This is a genomic window from Streptomyces sp. NPDC006743, assembly GCF_040703815.1.
Lineage (GTDB): Bacteria > Actinomycetota > Actinomycetes > Streptomycetales > Streptomycetaceae > Streptomyces.
The window spans coordinates 62,882-79,531 of sequence record NZ_JBEYJA010000010.1 but is presented as its reverse complement, the minus strand read 5'-3'; the positions used below and the strand labels follow the sequence as shown (position 1 = coordinate 79,531).

General features: G+C 73.1%; 14 protein-coding genes. 8 read left to right on the top strand and 6 right to left on the bottom strand.

Translation table 11 applies throughout. The features are described 5' to 3' along the window. Positions 1-104 precede the first annotated feature (104 nt). From ABZ719_RS11570 to ABZ719_RS11555, 4 genes are all read left to right on the top strand, one after another. The gene (locus tag ABZ719_RS11570) at positions 105-581 is read left to right on the top strand and encodes an SseB family protein (protein ID WP_037861608.1); all 477 of its coding nucleotides are present in this window, start codon (positions 105-107) and stop codon (positions 579-581) included. A 39-nt stretch (positions 582-620) separates the two neighbouring features. Further along, a complete protein-coding gene (locus tag ABZ719_RS11565) occupies positions 621-1,109 on the top strand; it encodes a DUF3592 domain-containing protein (RefSeq protein WP_366725010.1) in 489 nt (162 codons plus the stop codon). Positions 1,110-1,232: 123 nt separating this feature from the next. After that, a complete protein-coding gene (locus ABZ719_RS11560; RefSeq protein WP_366725009.1) occupies positions 1,233-2,210 on the top strand; it encodes a pirin family protein in 978 nt (325 codons plus the stop codon). A gap of 102 nt (positions 2,211-2,312) precedes the next feature. Beyond that, on the top strand, positions 2,313-3,338 hold the full coding sequence (locus ABZ719_RS11555; RefSeq protein ID WP_366725008.1) for an AI-2E family transporter: 1,026 nt from the start codon (positions 2,313-2,315) through the stop codon (positions 3,336-3,338). A gap of 169 nt (positions 3,339-3,507) precedes the next feature. Here the strand turns inward: ABZ719_RS11555 and ABZ719_RS11550 are convergent, their stop codons facing one another. Continuing rightward, positions 3,508-5,664, bottom strand: coding sequence for a SpoIIE family protein phosphatase (locus ABZ719_RS11550; RefSeq protein ID WP_366725007.1), 2,157 nt, complete (start codon positions 5,662-5,664; stop codon positions 3,508-3,510). 229 nt (positions 5,665-5,893) lie between these two features. On the opposite strand from ABZ719_RS11550, the gene aspS reads away from it, so the two are divergent. Then, positions 5,894-7,657 (top strand): aspartate--tRNA ligase, encoded by a 1,764-nt coding sequence (gene aspS / locus ABZ719_RS11545; RefSeq protein ID WP_366725006.1) that lies wholly within the window; start codon positions 5,894-5,896, stop codon positions 7,655-7,657. An 87-nt stretch (positions 7,658-7,744) separates the two neighbouring features. Here the strand turns inward: aspS and ABZ719_RS11540 are convergent, their stop codons facing one another. Next, positions 7,745-8,290 carry an ATP-binding protein gene (locus ABZ719_RS11540; RefSeq protein ID WP_366725005.1) on the bottom strand — a complete coding sequence of 182 codons (546 nt, stop codon included), beginning with the start codon at positions 8,288-8,290 and terminating at the stop codon, positions 7,745-7,747. A 156-nt stretch (positions 8,291-8,446) separates the two neighbouring features. On the opposite strand from ABZ719_RS11540, the gene ABZ719_RS11535 reads away from it, so the two are divergent. Next, positions 8,447-9,325, top strand: a complete 879-nt coding sequence (locus tag ABZ719_RS11535; RefSeq protein WP_366725004.1) for a helix-turn-helix transcriptional regulator — start codon at positions 8,447-8,449, stop codon at positions 9,323-9,325. After that, a complete protein-coding gene (locus tag ABZ719_RS11530; protein ID WP_366725003.1) occupies positions 9,322-9,534 on the top strand; it encodes a DUF397 domain-containing protein in 213 nt (70 codons plus the stop codon). Before ABZ719_RS11535 ends, ABZ719_RS11530 begins: the two co-directional genes overlap by 4 nt. 192 nt (positions 9,535-9,726) lie before the next feature. Here ABZ719_RS11530 and metG read toward each other — a convergent pair whose 3' ends face one another. From metG to ABZ719_RS11510, 4 genes are all read right to left on the bottom strand, one after another. Next, entirely contained in the window at positions 9,727-11,442 is a 1,716-nt protein-coding gene (metG, locus tag ABZ719_RS11525; RefSeq protein ID WP_366725002.1) for a methionine--tRNA ligase, read from the bottom strand. Between the two features lie 168 nt (positions 11,443-11,610). Next, positions 11,611-13,182, bottom strand: a complete 1,572-nt coding sequence (locus ABZ719_RS11520; protein ID WP_366725001.1) for a VWA domain-containing protein — start codon at positions 13,180-13,182, stop codon at positions 11,611-11,613. 295 nt (positions 13,183-13,477) lie between these two features. Beyond that, positions 13,478-14,464, bottom strand: coding sequence for a hypothetical protein (locus tag ABZ719_RS11515; RefSeq protein ID WP_366725000.1), 987 nt, complete (start codon positions 14,462-14,464; stop codon positions 13,478-13,480). 251 nt (positions 14,465-14,715) lie between these two features. Beyond that, a complete protein-coding gene (locus ABZ719_RS11510) occupies positions 14,716-15,168 on the bottom strand; it encodes a hypothetical protein (protein ID WP_366724999.1) in 453 nt (150 codons plus the stop codon). 319 nt (positions 15,169-15,487) lie between these two features. Between ABZ719_RS11510 and ABZ719_RS11505 the strand changes: the two genes are divergently transcribed. Further along, positions 15,488-16,585, top strand: a complete 1,098-nt coding sequence (locus tag ABZ719_RS11505) for a hypothetical protein (RefSeq protein ID WP_366724998.1) — start codon at positions 15,488-15,490, stop codon at positions 16,583-16,585. Positions 16,586-16,650 lie beyond the last annotated feature (65 nt).

Genomic DNA, 16,650 nt, shown 5'->3' with positions numbered 1-16,650 from the left:
CTCGCATCCGGTTCACGTACCAACTAGTAACTCCGATGATGCTACCCGTCGGTAATAAGAAGCAACCCCGGGCGGGCCATCTGTGACTCAGTAGTCTTTAGCCCATGTACGGCTACGACCAGAGCGCGGGCGCGGGTGCACAGCAGGGATACGTCCCGCCGCAGCAGCAGATGCCCACAGGCGGCGGGTACGGCCAGCAGCCGCCGCTGTACCCGGAGCCGTCCCCGCCGTCGCTGGCCGACGCGGTGCGTGCCTTCACCACCGGGCAGATGGCCGCCGAGGACTTCCAGCAGATCTTCGCCACCTCCAAGGTGTACTGCCCGCGCGGCGACACCCCCGGCTTCCTCGCGCTGCACAACACCCAGCAGCCGGTGATCCCCATGTTCACCTCGCTGAAGGAACTGCGCCGGTACGCGGGCAAGGAGTCGAAGTACTTCGTGATCACCGGCGCGGAGGTGATCGACCTGCTGCCCACCGGGTACGGCTTCGTGCTCGACATGGAGGGCGAGCACCGGATGGTCTTCGACGCGAAGGCGGTCGAGCAGATGGTCGACTTCGCGATGCGCCGGATGTACGGCTGAACCCCTCCTTCCGCCCGGGGGCGCTTCCAAGGTGCCCCCGTGACCTCCTCCGAGACCGCGCCGCCGGCCCTGTACGGACGGCGGCGCAGCGCCGCCCGGCTGTGCGCCGGTGAGCTGCTGCTGGACGCGCGCCTGCTGCGCCGCCGGATCCCCCTCGCGGTGATCGGCCGGGTGGCCGTCGGCGGGGCGGGCGGGCGCACGCTGACGGTGGTGCGGGCGCGCGGGGTCGCGGCACCGGCCCGGCTCAGGCGCTCCTGCGCCGGGCACGGCTCCGACGAGCCCTCCGGGCACCACGTGTACACCTACGTCGACGCCGACGGGCTGACCCGGGAGTGGCGCGGGGCCCGGAGCGGGGCGGAACGGGCGGAGATCCTCTACGACCCGGCGGACCCGGAGGTCGCGGTCTTCGGCCGGGACACCGCCGGCCGTCTGGCCGGCGGGTTCGCCTTCGCGCTGGGTCTCGGGGGCGCCCTGCTGTTCATCGCGGCGATGCTGCTCGCGCCCGCCGTGCGGGCGCTGGCCGGGTGAGCGGCCGGCCGGTGCCCGCGCCGGGGTGCTCCGGCGGTCGGGGAATGTCCTCGCGCCCTCCTCCGTTGTGGCTGGCAGAAAGTTGAATGCTCAACTAGAGTGAGCGCACAAGGAGGTACCGACATGCCTGCAGTGACCGTCGAGAACCCGCTCACGCTGCCCCGTGTGGCCGCGCCGGCCGACGCCGTGGCACGTCCCGTGCTCACCGTCACGACCGCGCCGAGCGGTTTCGAGGGCGAGGGCTTCCCGGTGCGCCGGGCGTTCGCCGGGATCAACTACCGCCATCTCGACCCGTTCATCATGATGGACCAGATGGGCGAGGTGGAGTACGCGCCGGGCGAGCCGAAGGGCACGCCCTGGCACCCGCACCGCGGCTTCGAGACCGTCACCTACATCATCGACGGGGTCTTCGACCACCAGGACTCCAACGGCGGTGGCGGCACCATCACCAACGGCGACACCCAGTGGATGACGGCGGGCTCGGGCCTGCTGCACATCGAGGCGCCGCCGGAGTCCCTCGTCATGTCCGGCGGCCTCTTCCACGGCCTCCAGCTGTGGGTGAACCTGCCGGCCGAGGACAAGATGATGGCCCCGCGCTACCAGGACATCCGCAGTGGCAGCGTCCAGCTGCTCACCTCCCCCGACGGCGGCGCGCTGCTGCGCGTCATCGCCGGTGAGCTGGACGGCCACGAGGGCCCCGGCATCACGCACACGCCGATCACGATGGTCCACGCGACGCTGGCTCCGGGCGCGGAGGTCACCCTGCCCTGGCGGGAGGACTTCAACGGCCTGGCCTACGTCCTCGCGGGCCGCGGCAGTGCCGGCGCGGAGCGCCGGCCGATCCGCCTCGGCCAGAGCGCGGTCTTCGGCGCGGGTGGCTCGCTGACCGTCCGCGCGGACGAGAAGCAGGACTCGCACACCCCGGACCTGGAGGTCGTCCTGCTGGGCGGGCGGCCGATCCGGGAGCCGATGGTCCACTACGGGCCGTTCGTCATGAACACCAAGGACGAACTCATGCAGGCGTTCGAGGACTTCCAGAAGGGCCGTCTCGGCTCCGTCCCGGCCGTCCACGGCATGACCGGCAGCGGCCCGCAGGACTGAGCCGCCACCCGGCACCGGCACCCGGCCGCCACCCCGGCAGCGGGTCACCCGGGCGGGCCGTCCGTGCAGGACAGCCCGCCCGGCGCGTGGTCCGCTGGTGGGGTGCGACTGCTGCCCGAGCCCGTCCGGCGCCTTGCCGCCTGGTGTGCCGTCGTGCTGCTCGTCTCCGGTGTGGTGTGGATCGTGGTGCGGCTGTGCGTGGCGTTCCGTACGACGGTCACGCCGGTGCTGCTCGCGCTGCTCGGGGCCGCGCTGCTGCGGCCGCTGTTCCTGCGGCTGGCGCGGGCCGGGGTCAACCGGTCGCTGGCGGCCGGGATCACCTGTGCCGCCGTCCTGGTCGTCGTCGGCGGCGTCGGCTACATCGTGGCCCTCGCGCTGATCGACAGCGGGCCGCAGATCCTCTCCTCGCTGCAGAACGCGGCGAAGTCGCTGACCGCCCACTTCGGCGCGGCCGGCACCTCGCTGCAGGACCTGGCCGCCCACGGCAGACAACTGCTGTCGAAGTTCGGCGGGACGGCGGTCTCCAACGTCATCAGCGGGGTCAGCGTGGTCGCCGAGTACCTGGCGATGGCGGTGCTGGCGCTGCTGCTCGTCTTCTTCTTCCTGCGCGACTCGGGGCGGGCGCTGCGGGGCCTGCGGTCGATGGCTCCGGGCAGCAGCGCCGACCTGGCCGAGGCCATGGCGCGGCGGGCGTTCTCCGCCGTCGAGGGCTTCATGCGCGGGACCACGCTCATCGCGCTCATCGACGCCGCCTGCATCACGGTCGGGCTGCTGCTGCTCGATGTGCCGGGCGCCGTCGGACTCGGTGCGCTGGTCTTCGTCGGCGCCTACATCCCCTACCTGGGGGCGTTCATCTCGGGCGCGGTGTCCGTGCTGGTCGCGCTCGCCGACCGGGGGTTCGTGGTCGCCCTGTGGGCGCTGGGAGTGGTGCTGGCCGTGCAGGTGCTGGAGGGGCACGTGCTGCAGCCGGTGATCCAGAGCCGGACCGTGCAGCTGCATCCGGCGGCGGTGCTGCTGGCCATCACCGCGGGCGCGTCGGCCGCCGGGATCGTCGGGATGCTGCTGGCGGTGCCGCTGACGGCGGCGGCGTCCGGGGTCGCGCACGAACTGCGGCAGCGGTACCCGTGACCGAGCCGCGGGCCGGCCCGCGGCTTCCGGTGCGTCTTTGCCCGCCTCCGTCACGGCCCGCACAACGGCCCGTCCGGCGCGGCCCGTCCGCGCCCGGCCCGGACGTCATGGCTCGTCCGGCCCGGACGTCATGGCCCGGACGTCATGGCTCGTCCGGCGCGGCCCCGCGTCACGGTCTGCCGCGCGGTGGCTCGTACAGCTCGAACCAGATGCTCTTGCCCACCCCCCGCGGCTCCACCCCCCAGGCGTCCGCGAGCAGCTCGATCAGCACCAGGCCCCGTCCGGAGGAGGCCAGCTCGCCCGGCCTGCGCTTGTGCGGCAGGTCGTCGCCGGCGTCGGTGACCTCCACCCGCATCCGCCGCTCGCCCGGCTCGCCGCTGACCTCGGCGAGCAGCAGGGCGTCGGTGTCGGTGTGCACGAGCACGTTGGTCAGCATCTCCGACAGCAGCAGCACCGCCGAGTCCACCTGGTCGGCGGAGGCCCAGTCGTGCAGCAGCTCCCGCAGTTGCTGGCGGGCCACCGCGATCCGCTCCGGTTCGGCCTGGGCGACCGTCAGCAGGGTGCGCCGCATCTCCGGACGGGCGGTGACGGCGCCGCCGTCGCCGTCGCAGAGGCGGTTCAGCAGCAGGACGGCGATGTCGTCCTCGCGGCGGTCGGCGAGCGGGCCGGTGGTGTGGTGCGAGGACGGTCCGTGCACGGCCTGGACGAGCGCGTCGGCCAGCTCCTCGGCGTCGCCCTCGTGCCGCTCCAGGATGGTGCGGATGCGCTGCCAGCCGGTGTCCAGGTCGTGGCCGCCGGTCTCGATGAGGCCGTCCGTGCAGAGCATCATGGTCTCGCCGGGCTCCAGGACGAACCGGGTGGTGGGGTAGTCGGCGTCCGGGTCGACGCCCAGCGGCAGCCCGCCCGCGGTCGGGCGCAGCAGCACCGTGCCGTCGGCCATGCGGATGACCGGGTCGGGGTGTCCGGCGCGGGCGACCTCCAGGGCGCCGGTGCTGGGGTCCACCTCGGCGTACAGGCAGGTCGCGAAGCGCAGGTCGGCGAGGTCGTCGTCGGCGCTGTCGTCGACGATGCCGTGCAGGAACCGGGAGGCGCGGGTCAGGACCGCGTCCGGGGGGTGGCCCTCGGAGGCGTAGGCGCGCAGGGCGATGCGCAGCTGGCCCATCAGGCCCGCGGCGCGCACGTCGTGGCCCTGGACGTCGCCCATGACCAGGGCGAAGCGGCCCGCGCCGGGTTTCGCGGGGCTCCGGGAGGGACCGCCGGGCAGCGGGATGACGTCGTACCAGTCGCCGCCGACCTGGAGACCGCCGCCGGTGGGGACGTAGCGGGCGGCGACGTCCATGCCGGGTACGGCGGGGCCGGTCGTGGGCATCATGGAGCGCTGCAGGCCCTCGCTCAGCTCCCGCTCGGTCTCGGCGGTCCCGGCCCGCGACAGGGCCTGGGCGAGCATGCGGGCCACCGTGGTCAGCACCGAGCGCTCGTCGGGGGTGAAGGCGACCGGATAGGTGAAGGCGGCCATCCAGGCGCCCATGGTGTGGCCCGAGGCGGTCAGCGGCAGGAACGCCCAGGAGCGGCGGTTGAAGCGCTGGGCCAGTTTCCAGGTGAGGGGGTAGCGGGCGCGGTAGTCCTCCGGCGAGGAGAGGTAGACGGCCCGCCCGGTGCGGATCACCTCGGCGGCCGGGTAGTCCGTGTCCAGGGACATGTGCACGAAAGGGACCTCGTCGCCCTGCTGCTGCCCGTGGTGGCCGATGATCGTCAGGTGGTCGGCCTCCACGCCGAAGACGGCCAGGCCGTCGGGCGAGAAGCCGGGCATCGACAGGCCGGCCGCGACCCGCAGCACCTCCGCGGTGGAGCGCGCCTCGGCCAGGGCGCGGCCGGCGTCCAGCAGGAACGCCTCCCGTGAGCGCCGCCAGTCGCCGGTGACCGCGCTGCGCCCGGCCGGGGAGCCGGGGGTCGGTTCGGTGACCTCCTGGAGGGTCCCGATCAGCTCGTAGGCCTTCTTGCGGGAGTCGTAGGCGGGCCGGGAGCGGCTGCGGACCACCCGGATGATGCGGCCCCGCTCGTCCATGATCCGGATGCGCACCTCGGCGAGGGTGCCCTCGGCGGCGGCGAGCCGCACCACGCCGGTGATCTCGTTCCAGTCGACCGGGTGCAGCCGGGCGCGCACCTGCGCCTCGGTGAGGGTGACGTCCTGGGCGGGCAGCCCGAGCAGCCGTGCCGCCTCGGCGTCGACCGCGACCAGCCCGGTGGAGGTGTCCCAGTGCCACAGCCCGGTCGCGAGGGCGGCCAGGACGTCCCCCACGGCGGGCAGGGGCTCACCAGTGCGCATTGCCCCACTGTAAGAAGAGGCTCTCGGACACTGCCACCGAAGGCGGACGGGCGTGCGGACCTCACGGCGGTGGGGCGGGCCGGGGCCGCGCCGCGGACGCGGTCGCCGCGTCCCGGGTGTTTCCCGGCGTGATATGGGGAGAGGCGATCTCCCGGTGGCCGGTAGGCTGGGTGGGTCCGGGCCGTGCCCGCCCGGTGATCCCCGATCCGCGAAGACTGGATGAACGACGATGCATCGGTACAGGTCCCACACCTGCGGCGAGCTCCGCGCCTCTGACGTCGGCACCGACGTCCGGCTGAGTGGCTGGCTGCACAATCGGCGCGACCTGGGCGGCATCCTCTTCATCGATCTGCGCGACCACTACGGCATCACGCAGCTCGTCGCCCGTCCCGGCACCCCCGCGTACGAGGCGCTGGACAAGCTCTCCAAGGAGACGGTCGTCCGGATCGACGGCGGCGTCGTTTCACGTGGAACCGAGAACGTGAACGCCGACCTGCCCACCGGCGAGATCGAGGTCGAGGTGGGCGAGGTCGAGGTGCTCGGCGCCGCCGCCCCGCTGCCCTTCACGATCAACGCGGAGGACGGCGTCAACGAGGAGCGGCGCCTGGAGTACCGCTTCCTGGACCTGCGCCGCGAGCGCATGCACCGCAACATCATGCTGCGCACGGCCGTGATCTCCGCGATCCGGCAGAAGATGGTCGCGCTCGGCTTCAACGAGATGGCGACGCCGATCCTGTCCGCCACCTCCCCCGAGGGCGCCCGCGACTACGTCGTCCCCTCCCGGGTGCACCCCGGCCGGTTCTACGCGCTGCCGCAGGCGCCGCAGCAGTTCAAGCAGCTGCTGATGATCTCCGGCTTCGACCGGTACTTCCAGATCGCGCCCTGCTTCCGTGACGAGGACGCGCGCGCGGACCGTTCGCCGGGCGAGTTCTACCAGCTCGACGTCGAGATGAGCTTCGTCGAGCAGGAGGACGTGTTCCGTCCCATCGAGCAGCTGATGACCGAGCTGTTCGAGGAGTTCGGCGGCGGCCGGCACGTCACCTCGCCCTTCCCGCGCATCCCGTTCCGCGAGGCGATGCTCAAGTACGGCTCCGACAAGCCGGACCTGCGCGCCAAGCTGGAACTGGTGGACATCACGGATGTCTTCGCGGGCTCGGAGTTCAAGGCGTTCGCCGGCAAGCACGTGCGGGCGCTGCCGGTGCCGGCGGTCCAGGACCAGCCGCGCAAGTTCTTCGACCAGCTGGGTGACTACGCGGTCTCGCTGGGCGCGAAGGGCCTGGCCTGGGTGCGGGTGGCCGAGGACGGTTCGCTGACCGGCCCCATCGCGAAGTTCCTCACCGAGGAGAACGTCGCCGAGCTGACCAAGCGGCTGTCCCTGGCCGCCGGGCACGCGGTGTTCTTCGGTGCGGGCGAGTTCGACGAGGTCTCGAAGATCATGGGCGCGGTGCGGGTCGAGGCCGCCAGGCGCGCCGGGCACTTCGAGGAGGACGTCTTCCGCTTCTGCTGGATCGTCGACTTCCCGATGTACGAGAAGGACGAGGAGACCGGGAAGATCGACTTCTCGCACAACCCGTTCTCGATGCCGCAGGGCGGCCTGGAGGCCCTGGAGTCCCAGGACCCCCTGGACATTCTGGGCTGGCAGTACGACATCGTCTGCAACGGCGTCGAGCTGTCCAGCGGTGCCATCCGGAACCACGAGCCGGACATCATGCTCAAGGCGTTCGAGATCGCGGGTTACGACCGCGAGACCGTCGAGGACAAGTTCGCCGGCATGCTCCGCGCGTTCCGCTTCGGCGCCCCGCCGCACGGCGGCATCGCCCCGGGTGTGGACCGCATCGTGATGCTCCTCGCGGACGAGCCCAACATCCGCGAGACGATCGCCTTCCCGCTCAACGGCAACGCCCAGGACCTCATGATGGGCGCTCCGACCGAGCTGGACGAGTCCCGTCTGCGCGAACTGCACCTGACGGTGCGCAAGCCGCAGCCGAAGTAGGCGGCACACGGATCGCGACGGCGCCCGGGACCGAGGAGGTCCCGGGCGCCGTCCGTCGTTTCGTCACCGACCTTCACTTGGGCATATTCACTCGCTGGGGTGAGTTCGCCCGGCGGGAGGGAGGGGTGGGGCCTGGCGGGGTTCTTTCTCCTCAGTGGGCAGTGCACGGGGAGCGCGGGCCGGACCGGGGCGTGGGCGTTCGGACTCCGGTGACTGCGGGGCGGCGAATGTCAGTTCGGCCCAGACCGTCTTGCGGGGCGGCAGCCCGGGGATCACTCCCCAGCGGTCGGCAAGAGCGGCGACGAGGGCGAGTCCGCGGCCGGACTCGGCGGTCGGATCGGCGGGGTGCCGGTGCGGGAGCCGCTCACCGCGCGTGTCCGTGACCTCGATGCGGAGGGTCCGGCCGACCACGTACAGCAGGAGCTGGAAGTTCCGGCCGGGGACGCGGCCGTGGGTGGCCGCGTTGTTCGCCAGCTCGGCCACGACGAGCCGCGCCGGGTCCAGGGGCAGTCCCCAGGTGCGCAGTTGCTCCGTGGCCAGCAGACGGGCGAGGCGCGCGCCGCGCGGGGTGGGGGACAGCAGGACGTCGAAGTGGCGCAGGGGGCTGCCGGGGCGGGGGAGTTTCTGGTTCACGTCACTCAGCGTGGCCTGATGCGCCTACCGTGGGGAGTGACGTCGTGGTTGCGTACGGTGACTGTCCGGTCGTTGTCCGGTGGTGTCCGGGCCTGTCGGGGCCGCGTGTACGGGCAGGGCGTCGCTGGCACGAGGCGGTACGACGGAGGGGCGCGCATGTCGGTGGACGGCGAGGTTCGGCAGCAGCTGAGGACCGAGGCTGACGAGCCGGGCTGGGAGGTGGACCCGGACGACGAGTGGGGCGTGGCCGTGGTCGCCACCGTGGGGCGGCAGGTGAAGCTGCGGCGCGAGGCGGTGGGGATGCGGGCCGGCGAGTTCGGCAAGGCGGTGGGGTACGGCGAGGACCTCGTCTACAAGATCGAGAGCGGCAAGCGGATTCCCCGGCCTGAGTTTCTGGACAGGGCGGACGAGGTGCTGGGGGCGGGTGGGCTGCTCGCCGCGATGAAGGAGGACGTGGCCAAGGTCCGGTATCCGAAGAAGGTGCGGGACCTGGCGGACATGGAGGCGCGGGCCGTCGAGATCGGGGTGTACGAGAACAGCAACATCGCCGGTCTGTTGCAGACCGAGGAGCACATGCGGGCGCTCTTCGGCGCGTGGCTTCCCGCTTACTCGGACGAGGAGACGGAGCGCATGGTGGCCGCGCGCATGGCTCGTCGTTCGATCTTCGAGCGGTCTCCCGCGCCGACGCTCAGCTTCGTCCAGGAAGAGGTGACGCTCCGGAGGCCGGTCGGGGGCAAAATGGTGTGGCGTCAACAACTCGAACACCTGCTTGAGCTGGGGGAGTTGCGGAACGTGTCGATCCAAGTGATGCCGACAGACATCGAGGATCACTTCGGCACGGGCGGGACGATCGAAGTGCTGAAGTTCCCGGACGGTACGGCGGTGGGGCGTTCCGAGGGGGCGTTCAACGGCCGGCCCGTGACCGATCCGAAGCAGATCCGCATCCTTGACCTTCGCTATAGCATGATCCGGGCCCAGGCGCTCACGCCCCGAGAGTCGCGGGCTTTCATCGAGCAGATGCTTGGAGAAGCATGAGCGGCAATCCCACCACCAGTGACGACTCCACGCTGGCGTGGTTCAAGAGCAGCTACAGCAGCAGTGGCGACGGCAACTCCTGCGTCGAGGTCGCCACCACCCCCGGCACCATCCACGTCCGTGACTCCAAGCACCGGGACGTCGGCCCCCGCCTCGCCCTCGCGCCGCAGGCGTGGGGGGACTTCGTGGCGTACGCGTCCGGGAGCTGACCCCGCAACCGGCATGCCCCGCGCCTGGTCGTCACCGGGCGCGGGGCATCGCCGTACGGCTCGGAAGAGCGCGTCGCGGTGGTACGCGGCCTGAGCGGCCGAGCGGAACGGGCGAGGCCCGGAACCCGCCCCGAAGGGGGCCGGTTCCGGGCCTCGTCGCCGGCTCGGGCGCTCGGCGTCACGCGGGCCGCGTCACGCCGGTTCGCCGCCGAAGCGCTCCTTGTAGGCGGCCAGGTCGTCCTCGGTGAGCTTGGCGAACAGGACCGGCGGGACCGTGAAGGGGGTGCCCGCGGGCAGGGCCGTCAGGGACTTCGCCTCGTCGGGGGTGACCCACGTCGCCGTGTCGTCGGCGAGGGCGAACGCGGCGCGCATCGCCTTGGCCGTCGTCGGGATGAGGGGCTCGGAGACCACCGCGTACAGGTGGATCAGGTTCATCGCCGTGCGCAGCGTCAGGGCCGCGCCGTCCTGGTCGGTCTTGATCTCCAGCCAGGGGGCCTTCTCCTCCAGGTAGGAGTTGCCGGCCGACCACAGGGCGCGCAGGGCCGCGGCGGCCTTGCGGAACTGGAGCGCCTCCATGTGCTCCTCGTACTCGGCGAGCAGCCGGGCGATCTCCTCGCCCAGACGCGCCTCCGCCTCACCCGGCTCGCCGCCGGCCGGGACCTCGGCGCCGAAGCGCTTCTTGGAGAAGGACAGCACGCGGTTGACGAAGTTGCCCAGGGTGTCGGCCAGGTCCTTGTTCACCGTGGCCGTGAAGTGCTCCCAGGTGAAGGAGGAGTCGTCCGACTCGGGCGCGTTGGCGATGAGGAAGTAGCGCCAGTAGTCCGCCGGGAGGATCTCCAGGGCCTGGTCGGTGAAGACGCCCCGCTTCTGCGAGGTGGAGAACTTCCCGCCGTAGTACGTCAGCCAGTTGAAGGCCTTGACGTAGTCGACCTTCTTCCACGGCTCGCGCACGCCGAGTTCGGTCGCCGGGAACATCACCGTGTGGAAGGGGACGTTGTCCTTCGCCATGAACTCCGTGTAGCGGACGGTGTCGTCGGCCTCGTACCACCACGACTTCCAGTCGTGGCCCGCCGGGTCCTTGTCCGCCCACTCCTTCGTCGCGCCGATGTACTCGATGGGCGCGTCGAACCAGACGTAGAAGACCTTGCCCTCGGCCGCCAGCTCCGGCCAGGTGTCCGCCGGGACCGGGACGCCCCAGTCCAGGTCGCGAGTGATCGCGCGGTCGTGCAGGCCCTCGGTCAGCCACTTGCGGGCGATGGAGGACGCCAGCTGCGGCCAGTCGGCCTCGTGCCGGGCGACCCACTCCTCGACCTCGTGCTGGAGCTTGGACTGGAGCAGGAAGAGGTGCTTGGTCTCGCGGACCTCCAGGTCCGTCGAGCCGGAGATGGCGCTGCGCGGGTTGATCAGGTCCGTCGGGTCCAGGACGCGGGTGCAGTTCTCGCACTGGTCGCCGCGCGCCTTGTCGTAGCCGCAGTGCGGGCAGGTGCCCTCCACGTACCGGTCCGGCAGGAAGCGGCCGTCGGCCGGGCTGTACACCTGGCGGATCGCGCGCTCCTCGATGAAGCCGTTCTCGTTCAGCCGGCGCGCGAAGTGCTGGGTGATCTCCACGTTCTCCGGGGAGGAACTGCGCCCGAAGTAGTCGAAGGCGAGCGCGAAACCGTCGTACACCGCCTTCTGCGCGTCGTGCGCCTGCGCGCAGAACTCGGCGACCGGCAGGCCCTGTTCCTTGGCGGCCAGCTCGGCGGGCGTGCCGTGCTCGTCGGTGGCGCAGATGTACAGCACCTCGTGGCCGCGTCGGCGCAGATAGCGTGCGTAGACGTCCGCCGGGAGCATGGACCCCACCATGTTGCCCAGGTGCTTGATCCCGTTGATGTACGGAAGGGCGCTGGTGATGAGGTGACGAGCCATCGCGGGCTGCTCCCAAGTCGCTACGTGGGGTGACGGTGGGCGGCCTCCGGGGCCGTCCGATTCGTCTACGAACCTTGAAATCGTAGCCGACACCACCGCGCCGCCCGCTTCCCGTTTTACTGGCTGGGAAGCGGGCGGCGCGGGGGGTCGTGCCGTGGCTGCGGTGCGTTACGGGCGCCAGGACGCCAGGACGCCTTCGTACAGTTCCTTGTCCGTCAGCTCGCGGGGGGCGGGGCCGGCGTGGAAGAAGGCCGCGTTGCCGGTCTTGAGCCTGCGCAGGTAGTCGAACGCCTTGTTGTCGTGCTCGCCGAAGGCGACGAAGGAGAAGAAGACGCCGGGGTGGGTCTCGGCCGCCTCGGTGAGGGAGCGGGTGGCGGGGGTCTTGGCGTCCGGGGCGCCGTCCGTCTGGAAGATCACCAGGACGGGGGGCCGGGGCCCGGCGTCCGGCGTGGCCTCGGGTGACGTGCGGTGCTCGTCGAGGTGGGCCAGGACCGCTTCCACCGCCGCGTGGTAGCTCGTGCGGCCCATGCGGCCGAGGGTGGCGTGCACCTCGTCGATCCTGCCCTCGTGGTCGGTGAGGGTGAGGTCGGTGGTGCCGTCCACGTCCGTGGAGAAGAACGTCACGTGGACCGTGGCCTCGGGGTCGAGGTGCGCCGCGAGCGCGAGGGCCTGGTCGGCGAGGGCCTGGGCGGAGCCGTCCTTGTAGTACGGGCGCATGGAGGCGGAGCGGTCCAGGACGAGGTGGACCTGGGCGCGGGTGCCGGTGAGGTCGTTCTTCTTGAGGGCGGCGGTGGCGGCCTTGTAGGCCGTGGCGAGGCCGGGGGCGCGGGATTTGAGACGGGCGAGGGGGGTGGCGGGTTTGCCCTCCGGGCGGGGGGTGGGGGTGGTGGCCTCGGGGCGGGGATCGGCCTCGGGGTGGGGGGTGGTGCCGGTCGTGGGGGTGGGTGCGGCCTCGGCTTCGCCTTCGGCCGGGGATTCGTTCCCACCCGCACCACTCGTGCGGCTTTCGTCGTCGGGTGCGGGTGGCCCCTGTGGGGCTTGCTCGCCGTCGGCGGGCTGCGCAGACGTCGGGGTTTCCCGGGCTTCGCCGGTCTCCGGAGCCTCGGCAGCCTCAGTGGGCTCCCCCGGCTCGTCAGCCTCAGCTGTCTCAGAGGTCTCGCTGGGCTCGACCGCCTCGGCGGGCTCAGAGGTCTCGCTGGACTTCATGGCCTCGGCAGGCTCAGAGGTCTCGCCGGACTCCGCGGCCTCAGCGGGCTCGGTGGCCTGCTGCCGCTCGTCGGCCTCCCTGGCCTGTGATGGCTCTGAGTCGGCCCGGGCCTCCCCGTTGTCCCGGCTCTCCGAAACCTCCGCGGGTTCGGTGGCCCCCGGAGCCTGCGGGGACTGGGCCGGGGTGGGCTCCGCCGCTGACCGCAGGTCCTCCGGGTGGTCCCGTTCCTCCGGTTCCCCCGGCCGCTCGTTCCTCGGCCTCGGCGGGACCGTGACGTTGTCGAAGGCCGCCGCGACCAGTTCGTGTTCGTCGCCGGCGGGAGTGCGCTGGTCGGGGACCTGGGCGGCGGGGGCGGGCTCCGGTTCCGCGGCCGGGGCCGGGATCTTCGGCGCCGGCTGCTGCGCGTCGGCCGGGGCGGGGTCCGCGGATTGCGGGGTCGCCGGAACCCGCTCGTGCTCCGCACCCTCTGCTTCGGCCGCACGCCCCTTGCGTGACCGGCCGAACGCGTTCCGCAGGCGAGTGAGAATGCCCATGTGCGCAACCCTTCGCGTGAGTTGATCCCGTCGATCCCTGGCCAGGACGGACACGTAAGGTTAGCGGCCCCTGGTGGCGCTCCAGGCCGGGGGAGAGGGACCCGGGCCGGGCCGTGTCAAGACGGGGCCGGGCGTGGCCCGCGGCGCGTGCGGCCACACGGCCCGAGAGCCCGAGCCCCCGGTGAGCACCGAGCGCCCGAGACTTCGGTGAGCACCGAGCGCCCCGGAACTCCAGAAGCCCCGACAGCCCCGGTCCGCCCGCAGGCGTGGACGGGACCCGGTCGGGTCCGTCCGTTCAGGCCTCCACCCGGGTCGGTTCCTGCGGCGGTGCCGGGGGCGGCGTCTCGGGGGAGCGTCCGCGCCGGAGGGGGCGCAGCCGCGGGAGGCGGCCGCGGGGGCGCGGACCGGCGCCGGGCCCGGGGCGGTCGCGGCCCGCGCGGCGCCGGGTGAGCCAGGTCAGGGCGGCCACGGTCAGACCCAGCGCGACCAGCAGCCAGGACGTCGTGCGCAGCGGGGCCGTGAGCGCGTCGTAGACGGCGCCCACGGCGGGCTGGGAGACCTCCGGGGGCAGGTCGGACAGGGTCAGGCCGCGGCCCACGGCCAGGGCGAGGGCGAGCAGCGCGCCGCCGAGCGCGGTGCCGAGCGCGGTGGCGGTGACCGCGCGACGGCGACGGGCGGCCAGGCCGATGCCGGCGACGGCGAACGCGACGGCCGAGACGGGCAGCCAGAAGCCGGCGACTTCGAGCACGTGGAACCCCTTCCGCATGCGGCCCAGGTCCTGGGCCGGGAGCAGGGCGACCTCGGTGTGCTCGACGGGGATGCGGTCGGCGAGCGGCACGTGGTCCTGGGCGAGCTGGGCCTTGACCTGGGCGGTGACCGGGGCGAGGTCGACGGTGACCGGGCGGCCGCCGTCGTCGTTCCCGTCGCGCAGGGCGCGCAGGACGGCGTCGTGGGCGACCCGGTTGCCCTCGTTCCAGGCGGTGCGGAAGGCCGCGGTCTGCGTGAACGAGCGGACCGCGTCGTGCACGAAGGGCGCCACGGTCGCGCGCAGCACCCGGGAGTCCGTCTCCTGCCCGATCGCGTCCACGATGCCGTTGCCGACCGTGTCCACGATCGCGTCGCGCACGTCCGGGTCGCCGGCGAGCGGCGCCATCGTGGTGACGTAGTGGCCGGTGTCGGCGAGCCCGTACGCCGCCCAGGCCGTCAGCGCGCCGAACGGCACGAGCAGGCACGAGAGGGTGATCAGCACGGCCGACAGGCCGCTGCGCAGGCGTCGGGTCACCCTCCCCAGCGAAGTCTCCCGGGGACGGCCGCGCGAGTGGACGCACGGCATTCGGGTGACCGCGCCGCGTACGCGGGGAGGGGCGGGTGAGCGGCAGGAGCCGGGCGAGGCGCGGCGCGGGGGAGGGCACGGCGGGAGCGGCCTCCCCCGCGCGGTGGGCGCCGGAGGGGAAGCGGAACGGCACGGCTGCGGCCGCGGGTCCCGGTGTGCTGCCGGGGCCCGCGGCCGGGGTGCCTGCCCGGGCGGCCGGGTCAGCCGATGCGGTGGCCCCTGGCGTCCTCGTGCGTGTAGACCCAGTAGAAGCAGATCAGCCCCACGGCCACGCCGAAGGCCAGCGACAGGCCGATGGTCAGCAGGACCGATTCGCCGGACTGGACGTAGAGGAACCCGAAGGCCGCGCCGGCGAAGAGGAACCACAAGAAGGCGTGGAGTTCGCGCGGCAGCCGCGAGGCCAGGGTCAGCACGCCCGCCGTGACCAGCGTGAACACCACGGCGGTCACGAAGCCGAACACCAGGTTCCCCACGGTGATCGGGCCGCCGGCCCGCCGGTTGGCGGCGGCCCAGTAGCCGTAGACGAGGCCGATCGCGAACGGGGCCGCCCACCGGGCGATGCGGTGGGTCCGGGCGCTGAAGATGTCGGGTGACCGGGGATGCCGGGCGCGGGGGTCCGCGGTGCGGCCGGACACGGGTGCCGCGTGAGCCATGAGAGCGCTCCTCTCTGTCCTCGCCCCCGCCTCCAGAGCACACCTGGGCGACGGCCCTGGCAAGTCGGCGGCCACGGACGTGCCCGGGACCCGCACGCCGGGCCCGTACCCGAGGGCCTCCGGGCCCGTACCTCGGCCCCCCGGGGCCGCACCCTGACCCGCACTCCGGGCCCCGGGCCCGCACTTCGGACGCCCGGGGCCGCACCCGCTCCCCGCTCCCCCGGCCCCGGATGTTCCACGGTCCGGCACCCGCACGCGCACCAGCAGCGGTTACGGTGCTGAGGTACGCGAACGACGACCGGATCACCGCGGGGGGACCATGCCCGGAACCGTGCTGCTGCTCGCGGCCTCGCCCGTGGGCAAGGGCCGTCTGGTCGACGCGGCGTCCGTGCTGCCGGTGCTGGCGGCCGTGGAGCCCGCCGTGCTGTCCGGCACCCGCACCGCGAGCGTGGTCGAACTCGCCGACCCGCTGGAGCCGCAGGCCGTCCTCAGCCGGCTGCGCGCCGCCGCGGCCGCCCCGGGACCGCTGACCGTCTTCGTCACCGGCCAGCTCCAGTTCGACCGCCGCCAGAACCTGCCGCACCTGGCGCTCGCCCGCACCACCCCGGCGACCGTCCGCTACACCGCCCTGCCCTGGCACTGGCTGCGCGAGGAGCTGCGGCTGCGCCCGGACGGCACGACCACCGTCGTGGCCGACCTCTACGCGGACCAGGAGAGCTGGCGGCGACTGGGCGAGCGCCCCCTGGACACCGGGCCCAACATCGCCGTGTACGGCCGTGTCGCCCCGCCGCCCGCCCGGCGCGCGGTGGCCGCGCCCGCCTACATGAAGGCGGTGGCGACGATCCTGCGCAGCGGGCACCGGCCGCCGGTGGACGAGCTGCACGAGCAGGCGCTGGCCCGGCTGGCCGTGGAGGAGGGTGACGGGGGGCGCGGGGCGTACGGCGGCCCGGGCATCGTGCTCGCCGCCGGGCGGCCGGCGGCGGCCGACCCGCACGCGTCCATCGCGGCCTGGGTGGAGTCCGGGCGGCACGGTGACGCGGACGTGCTCGCCGCGCGCTGGGAGCAGGCCGCCGTGCGCGAGCACGGAGCGGCGTCCGAGGAAGCCCTGCACTGGACCGAGGTCCGGGCCGACCTCGCGATGTTCGCGGGGGACCCGGCCCGCAGCTGTCGTGCCTGGCTGTCCGTCGCCGCGACCCGGCTCGCCCTGGGGCAGAGCGCCGGCGCCCCGCAGGTGGAGGCGGCCGTGGACCGGGCGCACCACCAGTGGGGACAGATCCGCGAACCGGAGCGCGCCCGGGAACTGGGCCCGCTGCTGGCCGAGTTGCGCGGCCGGGTACCAGGCCGCCGGCAGGGTGCGCTGGATCATCTGCGGCGGCAGTTGCGGCAGTTGGAGGACGCGGGGCTGACGGCGGGCTGACGGCGCGCCGCGCCTGACGGGCGGTCGGCGGGCGAGGTGGCGGGCGCGGGCAGGGGATCGTGGCC

What these genes read in the sequence shown, in the direction of transcription:
- ABZ719_RS11520 (WP_366725001.1), bottom strand. Translation starts at nt 13,182, where the DNA reads ATGGGCATTCTCACTCGCCTGCGGAACGCGTTCGGCCGGTCACGCAAG.
- ABZ719_RS11560 (WP_366725009.1), top strand. Translation starts at nt 1,233, where the DNA reads ATGCCTGCAGTGACCGTCGAGAACCCGCTCACGCTGCCCCGTGTGGCC.
- ABZ719_RS11570 (WP_037861608.1), top strand. Translation starts at nt 105, where the DNA reads ATGTACGGCTACGACCAGAGCGCGGGCGCGGGTGCACAGCAGGGATAC.
- ABZ719_RS11550 (WP_366725007.1), bottom strand. Translation starts at nt 5,664, where the DNA reads ATGCGCACTGGTGAGCCCCTGCCCGCCGTGGGGGACGTCCTGGCCGCC.
- ABZ719_RS11510 (WP_366724999.1), bottom strand. Translation starts at nt 15,168, where the DNA reads ATGGCTCACGCGGCACCCGTGTCCGGCCGCACCGCGGACCCCCGCGCC.
- ABZ719_RS11505 (WP_366724998.1), top strand. Translation starts at nt 15,488, where the DNA reads ATGCCCGGAACCGTGCTGCTGCTCGCGGCCTCGCCCGTGGGCAAGGGC.
- ABZ719_RS11530 (WP_366725003.1), top strand. Translation starts at nt 9,322, where the DNA reads ATGAGCGGCAATCCCACCACCAGTGACGACTCCACGCTGGCGTGGTTC.
- metG (WP_366725002.1), bottom strand. Translation starts at nt 11,442, where the DNA reads ATGGCTCGTCACCTCATCACCAGCGCCCTTCCGTACATCAACGGGATC.
- ABZ719_RS11535 (WP_366725004.1), top strand. Translation starts at nt 8,447, where the DNA reads ATGTCGGTGGACGGCGAGGTTCGGCAGCAGCTGAGGACCGAGGCTGAC.
- aspS (WP_366725006.1), top strand. Translation starts at nt 5,894, where the DNA reads ATGCATCGGTACAGGTCCCACACCTGCGGCGAGCTCCGCGCCTCTGAC.